This is a genomic window from Streptosporangium sp. H13245 (assembly GCF_055690525.1).
In genome coordinates, this window is sequence record NZ_JBSZKT010000002.1 from 433,218 (window position 1) to 454,025 (window position 20,808).

The window sequence follows — 20,808 nt, forward strand, 5'->3', positions numbered from 1 at the left end:
GGCGATCGATGGATGGCGGGGAAGCGGCCGTTCCACATCACCCTCGAACGCCCAACCAAAATTGAGATGATATTTCATACTATTTCCTGCTAAAGATACATATAGATCTTGGTGACCTCACGCCGACGCCGAGCCCGCTCGTACCGGCGGCCCCGCACGGACCTGGCCACCGGCGCCCGTCCCGGCGGAAAAGATCGCGAAAGGCTCCCGAACGGACGGAGACCTCGCGTGAACTGCGAGAACACCGGAGACCCGCGCAGGACCCGATGAATGCGAGTCGTTTCATCCGAAGACCCGGCGGCGGGATAATCAACCGAGCCGCGTTCCAAAGAAAGCACATCACCGGATATGGTGACGCGCACCGGTATCTACGGCAGAATCGGGGGCCTGCCATGCGGTACGGGAAACAACGTCAATCTCCGGTGAGGTTTCATGGTTGTGGTGGCGGTTCCCAGTGCGTCCGGTCACGGGGACATCCAAATCGAGATCGACGAATTACCGACGAATGACCTCTCCTCGATCTACGGCGGCGAAACCCGGGGACCACTGGAAAAGCCACTGGTGATCAGCCGTCACCTGTTCAGCGAGGCGATCCAGATGGTGGCGAGCTGCGCCTACGAGGCACGGGACCAGATCGCGGCCATGGCGGAGAAGGCGCGTCCCGACGAGTTCGAGATGCAACTCGCCGTGAAGGTCGACGGCAAGGTCGGCGCGAAGATCGTGGAGTTGAGCTCGGGGGCGCAGCTCCTGGTGACGCTGCGCTGGAGGAAGCCGACTCCATGACCGAGGTACGCATTCTGCCCTACAGCCACGTCGTCGGACAGACGGATCTGCGCCGATGCCTGGAGCTGGCCTTCGTCGCGCCGGGCATCGACGGCGTGCTGGTCAGCGGCGAGCGCGGCACGGCCAAGTCGACCACGGTGCGGTCCTTCAGCCTCATGGCCTACGGCGAGCTTCCGGTCACGCTGCCCATCAACGCCACCGAGGACCGCGTGCTGGGCGGCTGGAGCATCGACGCGCTGATGACGGGCAAGACCGAGTGGCAGCCGGGCCTGCTCGAAGCCGCCGGCAGGCAGGGCCTCCTCTACATCGACGAGGTCAACCTCCTCGACGACCACCTGGTCAACATCATCCTGGACGTCACCTCGACCAATGTGCTGGTGGTCCACCGGGAAGGGCTCGACAGGCCGACGGTCACCGTCAAGTTCACGCTGGTCGGCACCATGAACCCCGAGGAGGGGTGGCTGCGCCCGCAGCTTCTCGACCGGTTCGGCCTGCTGGTGCCGGTCAGCGCCGAGACCGCGGTCGAGCAGCGGCACGAGATCCTCCGCACGGTCCTGCGCTTCGAGGAGGAGGTCGCCAAGCCGGGCTCCCCGTGGCTGGAGCAGGGAGCCGCGCGGGACCGGGAGATCCGGACGCGTCTCGACCGTGCCAGGGCGAGAATGGGCCAGGTGAGGATGCCGGACGAGATCCTCGGCCTCTGCTCCCGGATCTCGGCGAGGTTCGAGGTGGCCGGGCACCGCGGCGAGAAGATGATGGCACTGGCCGCCAGAGCGCGGGCGGCACTGGACGGGCACAAGGTCGTCACCCCCGACGACGTCCGCGCGGTGGCCGAGTTCGCGCTGGCGCACCGCCTGCCCGAGGCGGTGTACGGCGAGTCCATCACGTGGACCACCAAGGAACGAGACCAGCTGGACAGAATCATCCTGGGGTGACCATGGCCATGCCGACCGCATCGCGGGTGAGGTACGCCCTGGCGTGCGCCGCGCTCGACCCTCGGCTCCGCGGGGTGCTCCTGTTCGACCTGGAGCCCGCCCTGCTCCTCGACATCGGGTACTGGCTCGGCTCGCTTCTCGGAAACCCCCACCCGTACGTGCTGGGAGTGTCGGCCGTCGCGGACACCGCGTGGATCGGCCTGACCGCCAAGCCCACGTTCGGCGTCTCCCCGGGAGCTCTGGTCGACAGGAGCGGCGCCCCTCCCCTCACCGTCCTCGTCTCCGATCTCGCGAAGCTCTCGCTCACCGGGCAGCGGGCCGCGATCACCCTTCTGGACGCCGACGTGGCCCACCTGGAGCGCGAGGGGCTCAGCGTGGCCTGGGTGCCGCGAACCCGGTGGGTGGCCACCTGCGCCCGCGCCGACGTCGGCCGTATCCCACCCCATCTGCTCGACCGCTTCCCCCTGCGCGTCAACGCCTCCGGGCTGCACTCGGAGCTGGAACCCCCGTCCGAGAAGTGGCGCCGCGCGCTGGCCGGGGGCCGGCTCGCGACCGTACCCGACGAGGTGGTCGGAGAGGTCCTCGGCCGTGTCCCCGCGGGCACGGCCGGTGCGCGCCGCGATCTCGCCCTCGCCAGGATCAGCCGGGCGCTGGCGACCCTCGACGAGCGTACGCGGGTCACGAACGCCGACGTCGAGCGGGCGGCGTCGCTCCTGCGCCTCCCCGCCCCGCGCGACCGGGGTCAGGACTCCGGCTCCGACGGCGACGACGCCCGCGGACGGCACACCCCCCGAGGGGACCGGGGAGCCGGGAGGCGCGGCGGAGAGGAATCACCCCTCCCGCCCCGGCCGGACGGGTTCACCATCGCGGCCCCGGCTCCCGCCCAGCCGCTCGCTCCGGGCCCCGTCTCCCCCGCCGACCCCGGCGGCCCCTACCCCGAGGACGACGTCGAGCCCGAACGAGATCCGGGGTCGCTTCGCTCACCGACCACGCGGCACTCCTCGTCGCGGCCGAGCCACGGCAGGTCCATCGGGTCGCGGCCGGGCACCTTCGGCGACCTCGCCATCGTCGCCACCATCCTCGGCGCCGCTCCCCTGCAGGCACGGCGGTGCGAGGACCACCACTCCCTCCCGCCGCACTCCCTGCACCTGATCCCGCCGGACCTGAGGGTTCACCGCCGCAGCGCCGCCCCGGCCAAACTCCTGGTCCTCGTCCTGGACCACACGTGCAGGATCGGCTGGGACTGGCTCGACGCCCTCGCCCCCTACCTGCAGTGGGCCTACACCAGCAGGGCCGCCGTCTCCGTGATCGAGGTCGGCGCGGCGGACGTCGCCAACGAGCTCCGCGCCCAGCGGTTCAGCGCGTCCAACCTGCTCGATCCCCGGGTCGTACGAGCCCTCGAACGGCCGGTGGGCCGCTGCACCCCGCTCGCGCACGGACTCGACCTCGCCGTCGAGACGCTGCGCCACCGGCTCCACCTGGGGAGGGTGCCGGCCGACGACGTGCTGCTCGTCATCGTCACCGACGGGCGCGGAAACATACCGTTGCGCGCGAGCGCGACGGGCAAGCTGCCCGACCACGTCGGCAGCGAGGGAGTGGAGGACGCGCTGGCGATGGCACGAGAGCTGAGCAGGATGAAGCGGATCCACGCCGTCGTCCTCGACCCGGGCCCCCGGCCGGGCGCGGCCCTGACCCGCGCGCTGGCCGAGGCCTGCGGCGCCCGGCTCCAGCAGGGCGGTGAGTCCCGATGACCGGCATGCCGAACGGGTTGCGCAGGGCGCTGCTCCGCGACGGGCGTTCCGTCAACCCGCGCGCCGCCGGGCACGCGCGAGCGAGGAGTGCCTCCCCCGGGGTGGCGGAGGCACGGGTCTCGCCGGTCGGCGCCCCCGGCGCGGTGGCCTCGGAACCGAGGCCCCTCTCCCCGGCCCCCGTCGAACTCAACGCCGGTCTGCCCCCCAGAACCGCCATCCTGAAAGTGTGGAGGGACGGTGGCGCCGAGAGCTACGGGATCGAGGGGGTCTGCTGCTGCGGCATCGCGCTCGCCTACCAGCGGCAGCCGGGACAGGTGAGGCCCGCCAGGCTGACCCTGGGGGACCTCATCCATCGCGACGGGGAGTCTCCCAACAGCACGTTCATACGCCTCATCACCTGGTCCAAGGACGCCAGTGAGGATCTCAGGGGCTTTCTCTCCAAGATCCGCCGGGCGCACGGCGACGACGTCTATATGATCATCGAGGACCTGACGGGCTACGGCCTTCCCTGGGAGCTCCTGCGGCACCGCGACAAGGACCTGACCGTCGGATGGCTGGGCGCGCTGTTCCCGATCGCCCGCTCGGTGGGAAGGCCGACCGCGGCGGTGACCAGATGCACCGGCGAGATCCTCACCTATGTCGCTCCCGACATGGCGGGCGACCGGGCCCTGCTGGACCGGTTCCAGGTGACCACCCGGGAGCTCTCCCTCAGAACCCTGCTGAACTCCCTGGACAAGAAGGGTGACCCCGTCTCCCTTGTCTACGTGGCCTGTCATGGACAGTACGGAAGGGCCGACACCCCGTACTCCAGGGCCGACATAAAGCTCATCGAGGGTCCTCGCGACTCGGAGCGCGGGATCAGCCTCCGCGAGATCCACGCGCACGACCTGCTCCGCCTGGAACAGACCGGCGGGCTCGTCTTCCTCAACACCTGCCACTCCGGCAGGGAAGGGGTCGACCCCTACCTCAACACCACGCTGCGCAGCTTCGCCAAGGTCTTCCTCGACGCGGGGGCCTCCGGGTTCATCGGGACGATGGGAGAGGTCGGCCGGGAGTACGGATACGACCTGGCGAAGGCCCTGCTCCACACCCTCACCGAGAACCCCGACACGCCCGTGGCCGTCGCCCTGCGCGACTGCCGGAGAAGGGCCGCGGCATCGATCGGGGACGTTCCCTACGAGGACGACACCGAGGCCGCCGTGCGGCTGCTCCCGTTCTTCTACGCCTTCATGTACGCGTACTTCGGAAACCCGGAGACCACCCTGAGGCCGCGCGAGGAGACCCGGTGAGTCCGCCCACCGTCCAGCTGGAACCTCTGGTCAGCTGGCCCCAGACCATGATGGTGGGCCAGGAGTACCTGGTCACGGTGGATCTCAGGCTCGCGCGGCCCGGCGACGAGTGGCCCTACCCGGAGGAGGAGTTCGCCTTCAGCTGCATGCTCGACGGCGGGGAACGGATCACCGTCGAGTCGGTGGACGACATCTCGGTGATCCTCCACCGGTTCGGCGGCACGTACGGACCGGCCCGGTTCGTCGTGACCGCGCGGGGGGACGCCGGGGACGACGAGCTCCGGCTCAGCCTCAGCACCCAGCGGGGCGCCACCGTCAGGATCGACATCCTGCCCGTACGCGTCACCACGCTCGTCCCCGAAGGGAAGGGCCGCCAGCCCGATCTCCAGGCCGTGCCGGGGAGACCCCGGCAGGAGAAGCGGCCGGGGGAGGACGGGACCTGGATCGCCGCGATCCATCTGGGGGACGATCCGGTGCCGGTGGGCGCCGGGGTGCTCATCGACGACGATCGGGTGCTGACCTGCGGCCATGTCGTCCCGCTCGACCACCGATCCGCGGACCGGCTGTGGGTGACCTTCCCCAGGGCGAACCGGCCCGCGCACCGCTACCGGGCCTCGGTGGCCGCGAGGGTCTCGGGGGCGGGGCCGGAGACATCCCCGGGGGGCCTGACGGTCCTGGTGCTCGCGGAGCCCCCCTCCCCCGAGGTGGTCACGGCGCCCGTACGGCTGGACAAGGTGGACGACCTGGTGGGACGGCGCTGGTCGGCGGCGAGGCTGCCCGACGGCGAGGGCCGGAGTGTGATCGTCAAGGGGGTCATGGACACCGCCCTCGCCCACGGGAGCGTCACGCTGACCACCGACCCCGGCCACCAGCTGGATCCCGGCCTCAGCGGCGCCGCAGTGTGGTCGCCCGGCTACGGAGCCGTCGTCGGAATGGTGACGGCGGTCGGCGGGACGGGCAGCTGTGTGGCGATCACGATGCGCGAGGTGAACGCGCTGCTTCCCGGACAGCTGTCCGCGGGCGGTGGGAGGAGACCGGCTGTCCGTGATCGCAGGAGTCACCCGGTCCCGGTGCGCTCCGGAGTCCCGCGGGACCCCGACGACGTCCCGGCGAATCCCGAGGCCGGGCTGCTGGACAAACTGCTGGGCGAGCGGGCCGCCCCCGCCCCCTCGGAGCGGGCAGACGTGATCTTCGCTATCGAGATGTCCGGGAGTGAGGGGGCCGTCCTGCGACGCCGGGAGCTGGCGGCGGCCACGATCGAACAGCTGGCGGCCAGATACCCCGGCCAGGTGAACGTGGCGCTCGTCGGCTACACCTACCACGACTTCAGCCGCCGCGGCGACGGGCACCGGTCCGTGGTCACCTGCTCCTGGCTGGCACCCGCGGAGAACGCCCTGGCGTCACTGGCGGATCTGGAGTCGACGTCGAGGAGCTTTCCGGGGGCCGCCCCCCTGGAGGACGCCCTGCACCGCATCGACAGCCTCCTCCCCGCCGGCGAGACGGACCATCCCGTCGTCCTGCTGGTGCTGGCGAGGCAGCCGCCCCATCCGGCCAGGGCCAGCCGCGAGGGGGGACTCCCGTGCCCGCACCGTTACGACCACCAGCAGCTGACCCGCCGGCTCGCCGAACGCGGGGTGCGCCTCATGACCGTCGCCGACGACGCGCCGGGCCGGACGTCCCCGCACCTGAGACAGCTCGGCGCCGACCACTTCGTGGAACTCCGCCAGGCCGACCCCGCCGCCCTCGTGGACGCGATGGCCATACAGCACGCCCTGCCCGCGAGGAGGCAGCCTTCCCGGCGCAGGACCACGGCCGAGCACGGCCCGGCGCCCGAACCCGGCCAGCGCGTGCGCCGCGTCGGGCTGCTCGGCCCCGAGGGCAGCGGTAAGGCGACCTTTCTCGCCGCGCTCAACCTGGCGATCCTGGGCCACCACTCCGGCCTGTCGCTGCTGGGTGCCAACCGGGCGGGGGCCGGTCAGCTCGTCACCCTGACCAACGCCCTCGTACAGGAACGCGCGTTCCCCTCGTCGGACGTCGTCCTGGACGACGCGGAGCTGACGATCCTGGGGAACCGGTCGTCCCGGGGCTTCTGGGGGCTGGGGCGCCGCGAGACCAGCGTCCGTCTCCATCTCGGCGTCATGGACACCTCCGGCGGGTCGCGCGAGGACATGACGCGATGGCTCGCCGCCTGCGACGACCTGGTCTATCTCTTCGATCCCCTCCGCGAGCAGGAAGGGGACGACGCCTACGGCTTCTTCCTGAGCACGCTGCCCCGGCTCGGCCGGGACCTCGACGCGACCGGCCGCCTGCCGCAACGTCTCGCGGTCTGCGTCACCAAGTTCGACGACTACAAGGTTCTGGAGACGGCGAAGCGGCTGAGGCTGCTCATGACCGACCTCGAGGACCCCTTCGGGTTTCCCCGGGTGACCGGCGAGGACGCGAAGGAGCTGTTCCAGCAGCTGTGCCGGATATCCCCCGGCGGCAACACGGACATGGTGCCGAACGCCATCACCCGTTTCTTCCACCCAGACCGGACCAGATATTTCGTGACCTCGTCGATCGGCTTCTACGTCAGCCCCGACAGCGGACATTTCAACATCGACGACTATCAGAACCTCCTTCCGGCGAGGTCCGGGCCCGATCCCGGTGACGAGGTCCGGATACGCGGCAAAGTGCGTCCGATCAACGTGCTGGAGCCGTTCCTCTGGCTGGCGTGGACGTGAGCCGGACCGGCCCCTCCTAGCCGCGTTTGCGATACGTGAACCCGAGGCGTCGCAGGAGTGAGGGGTCGGCACCGGGCTCCTCCGGCCGGGTGGTGCGCGCCCCCGGCGGGGGTGGCTCCGGGACGTCGCGCTCGATCCGGAACTTGTCGAAGGTCTTCGAGGTCATGCCGCCCTGGCCGAGAAGCCTTTGGAAGAGGAGTTGCGGGAGCAACTGACGGGCGGGGCCGTCGCACAGCAGCGCCAGCGCGGCGAGCAGCGGCACCGACAACGCCTTGGCACGCGAGGTGAAGACCTCCCGCACCTTGTCGGAGTCGAGGGACGAGCCGTAACCGGCCACCAGCAGGACGAGGCAGCTCTCGAACTGGACGTCCGCGTCGGACTCGTCGAGCCGCTCGATCGCGGCCACGAGCCGCCCCCGGCCTCGCAGGGCCGCGTCGATACCGGCCCGCTGGAAGGGCTCGGCCGCCCAGCGGGCCGCGAGCTCCGAGCACACGAGCCGTACGACGGGCGCGTCGGCCGACTCCCGCTCCCCCGCGGCGACGAGTTCCTCGACGGACAGCGGCGCGAGGACCGGCGAGGACCGGCGCGGGTCGAGACGGGCGGCGAGTCTCAGCTTGACGATCGGGTCGGCCGACGGCATCCGGATCAGCGCGGTCAGCAGCCGGGCGGGGATCGGGTCCACCTCCCCGAGGATCTGGTCGAGCCCCTCGACGGTGAGTTCGGGCCCGTAGGCCACGTTCAGCACCAGATCGTAGAGACGCTCCTGAACCTCCGGGACCAGGGCGGAACTCGGGGCCAGGAGACGGCGGTCGCTCACGATGTTGCGCCGGCGGCGCACGCTGCCGTTCACGGCGGCCGAACCCCGCAGCGCTTCGAGCCGGGCCAGATGACCGGGGAGCAGGTCGGCCTGCCCGTACTCGATGCTGTCGGCGCAGGCGCTCAGCACGTCGTCGATCGGCGTGTGGGAGGGCGCCTCTCCGGACTCGGCGATCGAAAGGACGGCCGCCAGGGTCTCCGTGGAGAACTTCCGCTGCTCCGTCTCGCGGGAGAACCGCGTGATCAGCTCCGCGAGCCCTTTCTCCTTCCTGCTCGTCAGCAGCTCGTGATAGCGGTGGGCGACGTCGTGACCCTCGGGAATGCTCACCTCCTGTCTCCAGGTGATGTTGAGCGCGCTCCCCGACGGGTGCTCGGCGAAGAACAGCCTGTTCCGGTGCTCGGCCCTGAAGGGAGCCCACGTCGAGGCGATCAGCTTGGTCCTGAAGCCGTACGGGAGCAGCGCGGCCACCGTGTCCAGGAACCGGAGCCGGTCGAGCAGCGACGCTCCGTCGCCTTCGACGACGCAGACCCGCTGGCCGGTGAGCAGGAGGGCCGCCGCGCCGATGGCGGTCCGGTCCACGGCCTCGGCGACGGCCTCGGCGTCCAGTGGCGGTGGGTCGATGAGGAGCGGGTCACCGCCGGACGGCAGCGCCTGACCGTTCAGCGCCCGGTGGAGCCCCTCGTAGGAGACGGGACCGGAGGCGGCCTGCGCGTAGGGCACGCAGAAGCAGCGGGTGACCGCTATCCGCCGGAACAGCCCGTCGAACGTGTCGGACCACTCCTGGACGGCCAGGAAGAGGTGCGCGCCCTCGTTGGCGCTCGCCCTGGCGATCGTCACCTGGGGGAGTTTCCTCGGGGTCGCCTTCGCGTACCGGTCGACAAGCGTGAGGAAGCCCGAGCGGTCGATCCGTCCCCGGCTGCAGGACAGGACGTCGGGGGAGTCCTTGCTTCCCGGAGGCATGCCCCACAGTGCCCACTCGGCTTTTATCAGCATGACCGCCCCCCGCTCAGGAACCCGGGGCCGGGATGAGCATGAAGAGCTCCACCAGCGCGATGATGGCGAGCACGATCACCAGGAGGTACAGGGTCGGTGTGGGGATGAGAGGTCTGCCCCTGGCGTTCTTGCTGTCGGGGACGTCCCTGACCTCCTTGAGACGCCCGAGGCTCCCGACGCCCCTGCGGCCCCTGCCGCTCTGGCGTTCGCGCCTGAACCACCTCTTCTTCACGGGCTCGGATTCGAGCAGCCGCTCCTCCACCTGCTCGACGATCTCGCGATCGAGCCCCGAGTCGTGCGCGAGCTTGATGACGGAATTCTTCAGGGCCTCCCCCACGTCCGCGCCGGACAGGACCACCGCGGCGGCGATCAGCATCCCCGACCGCCTGTCCAGCGGGGGGAAGATCTTCTCGAACGCCTGGGGGGTGATCTCCTGCCCGTAGGCCGCCCTCAGCAGATCGGAGAGCAGGTCGAACCCGGCCCGGCTACCGGGCGGATAGAGCGCGTCGATCGCGTCGGCGAAGTAGCCGTACTCGCGAAGGGCCTTGGCGACATCCGGGTCCTTGGCGTCGCCGTCGCCCCGCTTGACGAGCTCGTCGCAGGCGATCCTCACCGCCCGTATGTCGTGGGACAGCCGCGCGGCCTCCGCGACGAGCTCCGTGGTCCGCAGCGGCCTGAGCCTCGCGTCCAGCTCCTCCCGTCCCCGCTGGTACGTCGCTCTCATGGAGGCGACCGGATCGGGAGGGGATTTGTGAACGATCTCCGTCGTCGGCTCCCCGGCCGGCTGGGCCCCGTTCCTGACGGGCCTGCCCGTCTGCGCGGCCGCGGCCGCCACCCCCTGTCCGGCCATCCGGACCATCGTGTGCAGGTGAGCCTCCAGATCCTCGGGCAGGTTGTTCTTCGGCTCCAGCAGCCGCCGATCCTCGATGATCTTCTGGTAGCGGGCGCGCTCGTCATCCGAGATCATCTGCCCGCGGTCCGCGACGGCGCCGTCCAGCTTTTCGAGAACGGCCCTGATCTGGGCCATCCCCCCTCTTTCGAGGACGTCGGCGCACTCGGTCAGCAGTCCTTCCAGCGGCTCCTGGGCGGGTGGCCGCGCGGGCACGGACACGGGCGGGGCCGGGGTCGGGGTCGGGGTCGGGGGGGCCGGGGGCATGAGTGCCGGTGCGGACGAAGGGGCGAACCCCCGGAGCAGGTCCAGCGCACGGGCTCTCCCGTTCCTGCCGAACGTGAGCGGTTCGGTCCGCGCGGCGAACCAGTCGACCAGCTTGGCGTCCGGATCGTGACGCCCCAGCAGGGCGAGATAGTGGTACGCGTCTTCCTCGCCCGCGGGGATCTGCGCCTTCTGCCCCCAGACGACGGGGTACGCCTTGGCCGGGGCGTGCTGGGTGAACGCCAGCCTGATCTTGTGGTCGGCGGTGCTGCTGGCCCAGGTGGACGCCGTCAGCCTCGCGCGCATGCCGTACGGGAGCAGCGCGGCCACCGTGTCGAGGAACCGCAGGCGCTCGTCCATCAGAACGGCCTCGCCCCCCACGACGCAGACCTGCTGACCGGTCATGAGCAGCGCGGCCGTGGTCATGGCCCTCCCGTCGAGCCTCGCCGCCACCGCGTCGGAGTCGAGCGTGGGAACCGTGACGACGAGTTGCCCGTCCACGGGCAGCGGGCACTCCTCAAGGGCGCGGTAGAGGTCCTCGTAGGACACGGGGCGGGGAGACTGGGTGATACGGGCGTACGGCACGCAGAAGTAGCGGGTGCGGGCGATCCTCCGGTGCTGCCTGTCCTCCCCGTCCGACCACGTCTGGATGGCCAGGACCAGGTGCGCGTCGTCGCCACTGCCCACCCACGCGATCATGACCTGGGGCAGCGTCTCCGGCGTGCCGATCGTGTAGACCGCTCTGATCTCCTCGAAGTCGTCGTAGCTGAGCAGCCCCTGACTGCAGGCGAGGATCTTGTAGTCGTCACCGCTGCCCGGGAGCTTTCCCCCCACCGCCCATTCGAACGGCAACCGCACCGTGCTCATCGGCCAGTCCTCCTGATCGGCTACGGCGTGAAAATCCGCTGCCCGAGCCAGAGCATCGGCTCCATCACATTGATGGGACGCACTTCACCGCGTATCCGGATCTCGGTGGTGTACCTGGTGTCGGAGACCGATTGGCCGTCCACGGGCTCGGGCAACGTCGGAACAAGGTTCTGATAGTCGTCCATGTCGAAAACCCTGCTCTTGGGACCGACATAGAAACCGATTGAGGAAGTGACAAAGTACCTAATTCGGTCTTCACGGAAAAATCGCCCAATAGCATTTAGCACCATATCGGCGTTCCCGCTGGCCGACACCCTGCACAGGTGCTGGAACAGCTCTTTCGCGTCCTCGTTCGCCACCCGGGGAAACCCGAAGGTGTCCTCGGGGTCGGTCGTGAGCAGCCTCAGCCGCTTCGCCGTCTCCAGGACCTTGAAGTCGTCGAACTTGGTGATGCAGACCGCGAGATAGTGCGGCAGCCTGCCGTCCGTCACCTCGGACCCGGCGATCACCTGCTCGGCGAGCTGGGCCAGTGCCCCGTAGAGGTACTCGAACGCGTCACCGTCCTCGTTCTCCCTGATGGGGTCGAAGAGGAAGACGACGCCCCTGCTGTGCACCAGGTTGCGGAGCAGGTCCTGCTGGCTGGCACCCCCCCGGTTGTTGCCGAAGGCCCCGCCGGGCGGGTCGAGCAGGTTGATGCCGATCTTGAGGGCACGGGCCTCCTTCGACCTGCGCAACCAGCGCGCACGCCGCTGCCGCTCGCGCCCGATCAGGAACCAGTTGTAGTTGTCCAGACTCTGTGTCGCCTCGGGGAACACCCTGTCCCGCACCAGCGCCGTGGTCTTCTCCGTCAGGAAGCTGGTGGACGGGGCGTCCGCGCCCACGAGCCTCCAGTTGTTCTCCTGGCGGAGCAGGGCGGTGTTGAGCGCGGCGAGGAGCGTGGTCTTACCACTGCCCGGAGCGCCCCACATCGTGATGTTGGGCTGTGAACGCCCGGCTCCCACCTCGGGGGGCGTACGCTGCCCGCTCCACATGTTCGTCATGGCACCTCGATCAGAGGGAAGGGGATCGATCGGTCTTGGGGCGCCGCCAGGCCGAGCTCGGCGCGGAACTCACGGATGTCCAGGGCGTCCAGCCAGGTCAGCGCCGTCGCGCCCAGGCGGGACCAGACGGGGTCGGCCTCCCCGACGTCCCGGTCGCAGATCGCCCCGAACGCCATGCCCGGATACTGTTCGAGCAGGTTCAGCAGCGCGTGCCAGTCATGGCGGTGCGGGCAGGGCAGGATTGTCCCGTTCACCCTGGCCGGATGCGGCGCCCGGTCGCCGACCGTGAGCAGCACCGTCCGCTCGGCCCCTCCCGTGGCGATCCGGCCGGCCACCACGGCCAGCATGTCCTCCAGCTGCGCGCCGTACGGGTGGCCCTTCGAGACCGGGAGGTTCTCCTCCAGGCCGATCAGCGAGGTCAGGGCCTGTCCGGGAGAGACCAGCCAGTCCACGACCTCGACCTCCCTCTCGGGAACCCTCCGATCGTAGGAGTGCGCGCCGTAGGTGACCAGTGACACCGCGAGAAGGCCGGAGGCACTCGCGGACATCGTCGCGATCATCTGGTGGAGGCGCTCAAGCCGCTTCCCGACGTCACCCGGGGCGCCGCTGATCTCGACCGCGCAGATCAGGTGCTGCGAACCGGCCCGGGAGTCGAGGTGGCGCGGCACCGCGGCGACCAGGTCGGCCCAGCTGCGATCGTCCTTCACCAGGCCGGGCAGGCCGGTGAGACGGACCCGGCCCGGCCGCTGCAGCTCGACCGTGAAGTCGTAACGGCCGGGGGCGAGCCTCGCCGACTGGAGTGACAGCAGCAGCGGCCTCCGGCCCCAGGCCACCACGGCGAAGGCGGTGCCCCGCTCGTCACCCTCCTCGCAGCGCGCGGTGACCCTGGCGACCGCGCCGGGCCGCGCCCCGATGGTGAACAGCTGATGGGCGCCGAGTTCGAGCTGGCCCGTCACCACGCTCCGCCTCAGCACGACCAGCTCGTACGGGCGGTCCAGCGGGTCGTTCACGATGACCTCGCGGAGCAGCGCGTCGACCCGCACGTCCGCCTGGACGAAAGCCGTCGCCTCCGGGAACGCGGCGTGCAGCCAGGCCAGCGCCTGGCCGGCCAGGGGACTGTCGGGGAAGGAACACACCAGGATCAGCGCGGCGTGGGGAGGGACGCCCGCGGCGCGGATGACGGCCTCCTCGGTAGGATCCTGCCGCCTGAGGTCTGACCGCGTGGAGGCGTACGTGGAGGTGTATCCAGTGTTGTCCCATCCGCGCTCACCCGCCAGGGAGGTCCACGGCATCACCGGATCGACCTGGCAGCGCGGTCTGCCCAGATCGTCGCGACGCAGGTCGAAGGTGGTGATGCCGTCGGCGGCCACCTCCACCACGGCCAGCCGCCTGGACTCGTCGAGACCCGCGACCGCCCCGGCGAGAGCCTTACGGAGCAGATCCTCACCCGGCTCGGTCACCTGAAAGCCTCCGTAGCGCGTCTAAAGAAAGGCACGAACTGCTGCCGGTGCGGCGGCTCCGCCCGCCCCGGAATCCTCCCGGCGAATTTCCGAACACCTGCGGTGCGATTGTCTTTCTGTCTTTTGTCAGCGTCGTGCCGTCCGCCAAAGATCATTTCCGGGGCGTCCCACCGACTTGATTTCCCTGCGGTATAAGGAATCACACCTTACGGAATTATAATAGTGTCGACGGCATGGCGATGCTCCCAGCTCATGATCTAAAGTTCATAACCGCGAGCTTGGGCGCCATTCGGAAGGGGAATAGATGAGGACACTCCTGATTGCCCTGTCCGGCGCACGTCCCAAGATCTTGCAACTCTGTCCGACCGAGCAGGGCAAATTCGAGGGCATCGGCGGAGCCGTGCTCACCACCAGCGTGCTCGCCGTCGTGTCGATGACGTTCGCCCTGAACTCCGCGCTCGGCGTCTCCCTCTTCTTCGCCATCCCTGCGGCCCTCGTCTGGGGCCTGGCCATCATGAGCCTCGACCGGTGGCTGGTCAGCACCATGCACGCCGACGGGCCGCGCCGCTGGCGGGTGGCCCTGCCCCGGATCCTCATGGCCGTGCTGCTCGGCCTCGTCATCTCGACCCCGCTGGTGCTGCAGATCTTCAAGTCCGAGATCGACGCGCAGATCGTCCAGATCAAGCAGCAACGCGCCAACGACTTCACCGCGCAGCAGAACGCGGGCAGCGTCGCCCAGGAGCTCAACCGCCTCCGCAGGGAGACCACCACTCTCCAGAACGTGATCACTTCCGAGGGCGACGTCCCGCTGGACCCCGCCAAGGACCCGAAGGTCACGTCGCTGACCGCGGAGCGCGACGCCCAGCAGAAGCAGGCGGAGAAGCTCTACGACGAGTGGCAGTGTCAGCTCTACGGCGGGAAGACCTGCCCGCGCAAGGGCAACGGCCCCCTGGCCCAGGCCAGCAAGAACACCTACGAGAAGGCCAAGGCCCGGGTCGAGCTGCTCAACGGGCAGATCGACGCCCGGAAGCGGGAGCTCACCGCCACGGACGAGAACAGCAAGAAGGAGCGTCTCGCCCAGGCGACGGAGGCGCTGCCCAAGACCAAGGAGTTGCTCGACGCCGCGGTGCGGCGCCAGAGCGACCTGCAGAACGCGTTCGACGCGGAGAACAAGGCCACCGACGGGCTGCTGATCCGGCTGCAGGCCCTCAACGAGGTGTCCGGCCAGGACATCACCCTCCGGTCCACCCACCTGCTGCTGTTCCTGGTGTTCCTGCTGATCGAGTGCCTGCCGGTGGCGGTCAAGCTGATGCAGAAGCCCGGCAACTACGAGAAGATTCTCAACCTCGCGGCGAAGCAGGAGTTCCGCGACGCGCGAGACAGTTACAGTTCCCAGTTCGGTCACCGCACCCCGGCGGCGGTTTCCGCGCCGAGGCAGGACGACGACCCCTCGTCTATTTGGGATATATGGGAAAAACCAGACCCCTTACGCGCCGCTCGCGAGGCGCAGGCCTCGGCCGGGCCGCCGAAGACCGCGCATCTGACCAACCCGCAGGACCCGGACGACGACCACTACAACGACCACTACTCCGCCGAGGACGACATGCTGCGCGAGATGCAGAACACCCGGGTGTTCCACAGATCCGACTCCACCGCCCCGGCGGGCGAACGCCACGGCAAGATCGAGCTGTTCCCCGATGACGACGACTGACCCTGGGTGATTCCCGAGTCGGCAACCTCCCCCCGGCCGAAGCCGGGGGTCTCCACGCTGGAGGTATGTGATGGACGGCCGCCTGGTCAACGGCCGCTACCGGCTCCTGTCCATGATCGGCAGTGGTGGGATGGGCCATGTCTGGCTGGCCGAGGACGAGGTGCTCGGGCGCCGCGTCGCGCTCAAGGAGCTCGTCCTGTCCCCGAACGGGGAGCAGCTGTCCGTGCGTCACCAGCGCGTGCGGCGCGAGGCGCGGGCGGCGGCGCGGATCAGGCACTCCGGCATCGTCGAGATCTACGACATGTTCGTGGAGGACGATCTCTCCTGGATCGTGATGGCCTACATCAAGGGCCGATCACTTCAGGACCTGATCGAGCACGGCCCCCTCGGCGAGCGCCGGATCGCCGAGATCGGCAGGCGGGTGCTGGCCGCGCTGACCGCCGCGCACCAGGCCGACGTGCTGCACCGTGACGTGAAGCCCGCCAACATCCTGGTCGCCGAAGGAGGCGAGGTGTTCCTCGTCGACTTCGGTATCGCCCACATCGTCGGCGAGAGCCGCCTCACCTCGCAGAACGCCTTCGCGGGCACGCTGGAGTACATGGCGCCGGAACGGATCAACGGCCATCCCCCGGGGCCGCCCGCCGACCTGTGGTCCCTGGGGGCGACCTTCTTCCACGCCCTGGAGGGACACTCCCCGTTCTTCCGCGGCAACGTTCCGGCCACCATGAAGGCCATCACCTTCGACGATCCTCCCCGCTTCACCCGTAAGGGGGCGCTGTCCGACGCGATCGTCAGGCTGCTCCGCAAGGACCCCGGCCGACGGCTGGACGCGCGGGGGCTGGAGGGGATCCTGAGGTCGATCGTCACCGATTCCCCGCCCTCCGCCTCGTCCCCGTCTCCCGGCCGCTCCGCCTCACCTCGCTCCGCTTCGCCTCCGCCTCCCGATCGCTCCCCCTCGCCGCCTTCCGCCTCACCTCCGCCTCCTGGCCGCTCCCTCTCACCGCGCTCCGCCTCACCCCCGCCTCCCGACCGCTCCCCCTCGCCGCACCGGCCCAGGCCCGCGCCCTCGGCCATGCCCGCAGCCGCACCGCTTCCGTCCAGGGCGGCCGGGCGTGCGCGGGAAAGAGTCGTGGATCTCGGCGGGCTGGACCCGGCGGAGGCCGGCCGGGTCGTCGGCACCATGGCGGCCTCGCCCGCCGCGCGACTGCTCGCCCGTCTCCCCGTGGAGGTCGTCCAGCGGGTGCTGGTCCGGACGGACCCCGGGGCCGTGGGGGCGATCCTGCTGGAGATGTCCGCGGAGAGGGCCGCCTCGTTCCTCGACGCGATCCCGGCGAGAACGTCCGGCGCCGCGCTGAACGTGATGGCGGCCAAGCCCCGGGAGACCGCCGCGGTGCTGCGGGCGATGGGGACGACCCGTGCGGGCCAGGCGCTGAGCCACATCGATCCGGGACAGGGCGGCGCGCTGCTGGACGCCATACCTCCCGGTGAGGTCGCGAAGATCCTCGCGTGCACCGCCCCCCGGACCGCGGCCGGTATCGTCCGCGTCCTCGCCGCGGTCCCGCTCGCCGTCCGCCTGATCGAGACCATGCCGACAAAAAGGGCATGCAGCGTGCTCGACCACGTGCCCCCGGTCATCATCGCCCAGCTGCTTGAGGCGTCCTCCGACGGCCGCGCCGACCGGCTGCTCAACGGTCTCGACGGCGCCGTACGCGCTCAGGTCCTTCGCCATCTGAACCCGCCGCGTCCGCAGAAAGACCAGCGGCCGAGCCGGAACGGGGGCCGGAAATGACTGAGGGCACCTCCGCGGTGCGGAAGGTGCCCAGGTCATCGGCTTTCGCCGGTGGTGCGCCGCCAGGGACTCGAACCCCGGACCCGCTGATTAAGAGTCAGCTGCTCTAACCAACTGAGCTAGCGGCGCTTGCAACGGAGGTAACTCTAGCAGCAGCTTCGGAGCGCTCGCACCCCGGTTGATCCCGTTCGGCCACTGTCCGTTTCCTTGAGGAACCCGGACAATCCGGAGGCCATCCGGCCCCACACAGACTCGGGGCCGGACAGTCCCCCAACTGTCCGGCCCCGGCCTCTTCGCGGGCGTTGCCATCGTCTCCCCCAAGACTCCGGCGGCTCCGCTCAGGAACGCGATCCCCCTCGCGTTCTTATCCGGTGAAAAGTCTCTGCAACGCTCCCCCCGGGCTTCGCAGACCCCTCGACCTGCACCAACACTACCTAGTCAAATGTAACGGGCGCGTCATCCAAAGGTTGATTTTGCGCCTACACCCAACCTTGACCCGGTATCACCGAAGCGCCGCTAGCCCCTGCGGACGTGCGGAAACGCGCCGTCGAGGGATCGGTCCCATTGGTTCGGTCTCGCGGGCGCATTGGTTCGCGGAGCCCTCGGCGGCTCCCCGCGGGACCCTCAGGGGAGTTCGAGGTTGATCTCCATGGTTTTTCTCAGGGCCTGGCTCACCGTGCAGTACTTCTCCTCGACACGGTGGGCCACGGAGCGGAGCACCTCGGCGGCCTTCTCGTCACCCTCGGGCAGCTCCACGTCGTAGGTGACGGTGATCGGCCCCAGCTTCGACGTCTCGACCTTCTCGGCCCGGACGGTCATGGCCAGGCGGACCATGCGGTGGCCGCGCTGGGCCGTCAGCGGCTCCACGGTGACGATGTTGCAGCCGCCGAGCGCCGCGAGCAGCAGCTCGACGGGGGTGAACACCCCCTGCTCGTCACCACCGCCCATCGCGACCTCGGCCCCGCGGTCGTTGCGCGCCACGAACCCGTCCTCGGTCCGCTCCACCCTCACCTGCGCCATGGCGTTCCTCCCCCTGAAAACCTCCCGATTACCCTACAGAGGCCCGCAGATGGAGGAACGCCCGGGTCGCGGCGGGCACGGGGCCCGCCTCAGGCCTCGGGATGTTTGGACAGGTATTCGATGTAGAACGGCCGCAGCGCCTCGCCCAGTTCCCCGTGGCCCGAGGCCATCGCGTCACTGAGCAGGGCCGAGACCCGGCTGAGGTCGTTGGTCGTCTGGTCCTCGTTACCCGCGGTCGCCTCCGCCGCGGGGATCAACGTGAGTAGCTCCCACAGGAAGCCGAGATCTCCGTGGTGCACGGCGTAGTGGACCGCGCGATCATGCAGTTCCTGGGCCGACAGCGACTCAAGCTCGTCCGTTTCCAACAGACCCACCCCCTCACGCCCCTTCTGCCCCGAGAATATGGCCATCATGCGCAATTAACGGTATGCACCGTCAGCGCGCCAGCCGGACCAGCATCTTTCCCGTGTTGGCGCCGCGAAGCATGTCGATGAACGCCCGGGGGGCGTTCTCCAGGCCGTCGACGACGGTTTCGGTGAAGGTGAGCCTGCCCTCACGGAGCCAGGTGCCCACCTCCGCGACCAGGTCGGGCATGCGGTCCTCGTGGTCGAAGACGATGAATCCGCGCAGGGTGAGCCGTTTTCCCACGGTCAGGCCGATGTTGCCCGGCCCCGGGACCGGCCCGGTGGCGTTGTAGGTGGAGACCGACCCGCACATCGCGATCCTGCCGTACGTTCTCAGCTCCTCGATGGCCGCCTCCAGGTGCTCGCCGCCGACGTTGTCGAAGTAGACGTCGATCCCGCCGGGGGCCGCCTTGGCGAGCTGCTCGTGGATGTCGCCGTCGCGGTAGTCGAAGGCGGCGTCGAAGCCGAGGTCGCGGATCAGGTGGGTGACCTTCTCCCGTGACCCGGCACTGCCCACCACGCGCGAGGCGCCCCTCAGCCGGGCGATCTGCCCGGCCATGCTGCCCACCGCCCCCGCCGCGCCGGACACGAACACCGCCTCGCCGTCCTTGAAGCGGGCGATGTCGAGCAGGCCCACGTACGCGGTGAGGCCGGTCATGCCCAGCGCGCCGAGGTGGGCGGTGAGCGGGACGCCGGGGATCTCCTCGACTTTGCGGGCCTCCCCGGCGTCGAGAACGGCGTGGTCCCGCCAGCCGTACCTGTGGGTGACGGTGTCCCCGGACGCCAGGCCGGGCGCGCGCGACACGACGACCTCACCGAGAGCGTCGCCGTCGAGGGGCCTGCCGATCTGGAAGGGAGAGATATAGGTGGACTTATGCTCATCCATCCGCTCGCGCATGTACGGGTCGACGCTCATGAAGAGGTTGCGGACGAGGATCTGCCCCTCGGCGGGGGCGGGCAGCTCGACCTCCGCCGGTTCGAAGTTCTCCGGGGTCGGCCAGCCCGTGGGCCGCGACGCGAGCCGGATCTCTCGCGACACCACCCGCCCGCCGTCCGCCGCCGTACGACCGGCGGACCGCTCATCCGATGCCGTACGACCGGCGGATCGCCTCTCCGTACCGGTCGCGGCGGCCCCCGCCCACGGCCTGGCCTCCGCCCCCGGATCGCTCCCGTTGCTCCTCGCTCCCGGCCTGGTCGCGGGGCCGGATCTGGGGGGCGGGCCGGGCTTGGGCGGGGGACCCGGCTTGGGAGGAGGGCTGGGCTTGGGCGGGGGGCCGGGTTTGGGGACGGGACGGGTCTCGGTCCCGGGTTCCGTCCCGGTTCCCGCTGACGGCTTTCCCGGCCGGCCATTGGACAATCGGTCATCGGACATGATGAGGCCCCCTCGGCGATTCGTGCTCCTCACCTGGGACTTTCCCATCCGGTGGCGGTTCTCCCCGCCGGGGAGCGGCACGCCTGACAGGATCTCGCCACTTTCATGACCGCATACGGTCACGGATGCGAAACTTTCCCCGGGAACCGGAGCCGGCTCGCCGTCCCGGTGATCGTGGCGCCCGCCGCGTTCGCGTCGCCCGTGGTGATTCGGAGCCACGGGCGACGAGCCCAACCGACAAACTCCCTCTTATCCGTATATATCCACTCTCGGATTACGGGCCTATCGCTCGTTCAACCATCCATGCGAGGATGCCGAAACGTGAAAATAATCATCAAAATACTGGTCGTGGCAGCCGCGCTGTGGGCGGCGACCCGGTTCGTGGACGGCATCACGGTGTCCGCGCAGACCCCCGTCAAGGAGATCGGCACGCTCGTCGCCGTCGCCCTCGTCTTCGGAATCGTCAACGCGGTCCTGAAGCCGATCATCGCGACGCTCGGCTGCGCCTTCTACATCCTCACGCTCGGCCTGTTCGCCCTCGTGGTCAACGCCGGGCTGCTGCTGCTGACCAGCTGGATCGCCGAGCAGCTCCGGCTGCCCTTCCATATCGAGGGCTTCTGGGCCGCGTTCTGGGGCGCGATCGTCATCGGCCTGGTCAGCTGGCTGCTCGACCTGATCCTCGACGCGATCGTCGGCGACTGAGC

15 protein-coding genes and 1 tRNA gene are annotated in these 20,808 nt (G+C 69.7%); 8 read left to right on the forward strand and 8 right to left on the reverse strand.

Going from position 1 to position 20,808, the window contains the following annotated elements:
* Nucleotides 1–432: 432 nt before the first annotated feature.
* From ACW9TB_RS05890 to ACW9TB_RS05910, 5 genes are read left to right on the forward strand one after another with little or no spacing between them, the layout of a single operon-like run.
* Nucleotides 433–783 (forward strand): CU044_2847 family protein, encoded by a 351-nt coding sequence (locus tag ACW9TB_RS05890; protein WP_472746900.1) that lies wholly within the window; start codon nucleotides 433–435, stop codon nucleotides 781–783.
* A complete protein-coding gene (locus ACW9TB_RS05895) occupies nucleotides 780–1,715 on the forward strand; it encodes an AAA family ATPase (protein ID WP_472746901.1) in 936 nt (311 codons plus the stop codon). Before ACW9TB_RS05890 ends, ACW9TB_RS05895 begins: the two co-directional genes overlap by 4 nt.
* A gap of 8 nt (nucleotides 1,716–1,723) precedes the next feature.
* Nucleotides 1,724–3,466 carry a hypothetical protein gene (locus ACW9TB_RS05900; RefSeq protein WP_472746902.1) on the forward strand — a complete coding sequence of 581 codons (1,743 nt, stop codon included), beginning with the start codon at nucleotides 1,724–1,726 and terminating at the stop codon, nucleotides 3,464–3,466.
* Nucleotides 3,463–4,755, forward strand: a complete 1,293-nt coding sequence (locus tag ACW9TB_RS05905) for a CHAT domain-containing protein (protein ID WP_472746903.1) — start codon at nucleotides 3,463–3,465, stop codon at nucleotides 4,753–4,755. The genes ACW9TB_RS05900 and ACW9TB_RS05905 overlap by 4 nt, the downstream gene beginning before the upstream one ends.
* Nucleotides 4,752–7,478 carry a trypsin-like peptidase domain-containing protein gene (locus ACW9TB_RS05910; protein ID WP_472746904.1) on the forward strand — a complete coding sequence of 909 codons (2,727 nt, stop codon included), beginning with the start codon at nucleotides 4,752–4,754 and terminating at the stop codon, nucleotides 7,476–7,478. Before ACW9TB_RS05905 ends, ACW9TB_RS05910 begins: the two co-directional genes overlap by 4 nt.
* A 16-nt stretch (nucleotides 7,479–7,494) precedes the next feature.
* Here the strand turns inward: ACW9TB_RS05910 and ACW9TB_RS05915 are convergent, their stop codons facing one another.
* The 4 genes from ACW9TB_RS05915 to ACW9TB_RS05930 are packed head-to-tail and all read right to left on the reverse strand — an operon-like array spanning nucleotide 7,495 to nucleotide 13,808.
* A complete protein-coding gene (locus tag ACW9TB_RS05915) occupies nucleotides 7,495–9,288 on the reverse strand; it encodes a hypothetical protein (protein WP_472746905.1) in 1,794 nt (597 codons plus the stop codon).
* A gap of 13 nt (nucleotides 9,289–9,301) precedes the next feature.
* Complete coding sequence (locus tag ACW9TB_RS05920) at nucleotides 9,302–11,308, reverse strand: hypothetical protein (protein WP_472746906.1); 2,007 nt, start codon at nucleotides 11,306–11,308, stop codon at nucleotides 9,302–9,304.
* A gap of 20 nt (nucleotides 11,309–11,328) precedes the next feature.
* Nucleotides 11,329–12,348 (reverse strand): hypothetical protein, encoded by a 1,020-nt coding sequence (locus ACW9TB_RS05925; protein ID WP_472746907.1) that lies wholly within the window; start codon nucleotides 12,346–12,348, stop codon nucleotides 11,329–11,331.
* On the reverse strand, nucleotides 12,345–13,808 hold the full coding sequence (locus tag ACW9TB_RS05930) for a hypothetical protein (RefSeq protein ID WP_472746908.1): 1,464 nt from the start codon (nucleotides 13,806–13,808) through the stop codon (nucleotides 12,345–12,347). Before ACW9TB_RS05930 ends, ACW9TB_RS05925 begins: the two co-directional genes overlap by 4 nt.
* Before the next feature lie 304 nt (nucleotides 13,809–14,112).
* On the opposite strand from ACW9TB_RS05930, the gene ACW9TB_RS05935 reads away from it, so the two are divergent.
* Nucleotides 14,113–15,519, forward strand: coding sequence for a DUF4407 domain-containing protein (locus ACW9TB_RS05935; protein ID WP_472746909.1), 1,407 nt, complete (start codon nucleotides 14,113–14,115; stop codon nucleotides 15,517–15,519).
* Nucleotides 15,520–15,589: 70 nt separating this feature from the next.
* Nucleotides 15,590–17,308 (forward strand): protein kinase domain-containing protein, encoded by a 1,719-nt coding sequence (locus ACW9TB_RS05940; RefSeq protein WP_472746910.1) that lies wholly within the window; start codon nucleotides 15,590–15,592, stop codon nucleotides 17,306–17,308.
* Nucleotides 17,309–17,360: 52 nt separating this feature from the next.
* Here the strand turns inward: ACW9TB_RS05940 and ACW9TB_RS05945 are convergent.
* The 4 genes from ACW9TB_RS05945 to ACW9TB_RS05960 form a co-directional block, all read right to left on the reverse strand.
* Nucleotides 17,361–17,437 (reverse strand) — tRNA-Lys (locus ACW9TB_RS05945).
* 495 nt (nucleotides 17,438–17,932) lie between these two features.
* On the reverse strand, nucleotides 17,933–18,328 hold the full coding sequence (locus ACW9TB_RS05950; RefSeq protein ID WP_472746911.1) for an OsmC family protein: 396 nt from the start codon (nucleotides 18,326–18,328) through the stop codon (nucleotides 17,933–17,935).
* 89 nt (nucleotides 18,329–18,417) lie between these two features.
* A complete protein-coding gene (locus ACW9TB_RS05955; protein ID WP_472746912.1) occupies nucleotides 18,418–18,702 on the reverse strand; it encodes a hypothetical protein in 285 nt (94 codons plus the stop codon).
* A gap of 61 nt (nucleotides 18,703–18,763) precedes the next feature.
* The gene (locus tag ACW9TB_RS05960) at nucleotides 18,764–19,774 is read right to left on the reverse strand and encodes an NADP-dependent oxidoreductase (RefSeq protein ID WP_472746913.1); all 1,011 of its coding nucleotides are present in this window, start codon (nucleotides 19,772–19,774) and stop codon (nucleotides 18,764–18,766) included.
* A 651-nt stretch (nucleotides 19,775–20,425) separates the two neighbouring features.
* Between ACW9TB_RS05960 and ACW9TB_RS05965 the strand changes: the two genes are divergently transcribed.
* On the forward strand, nucleotides 20,426–20,806 hold the full coding sequence (locus tag ACW9TB_RS05965) for a phage holin family protein (RefSeq protein WP_472746914.1): 381 nt from the start codon (nucleotides 20,426–20,428) through the stop codon (nucleotides 20,804–20,806).
* Nucleotides 20,807–20,808 lie beyond the last annotated feature (2 nt).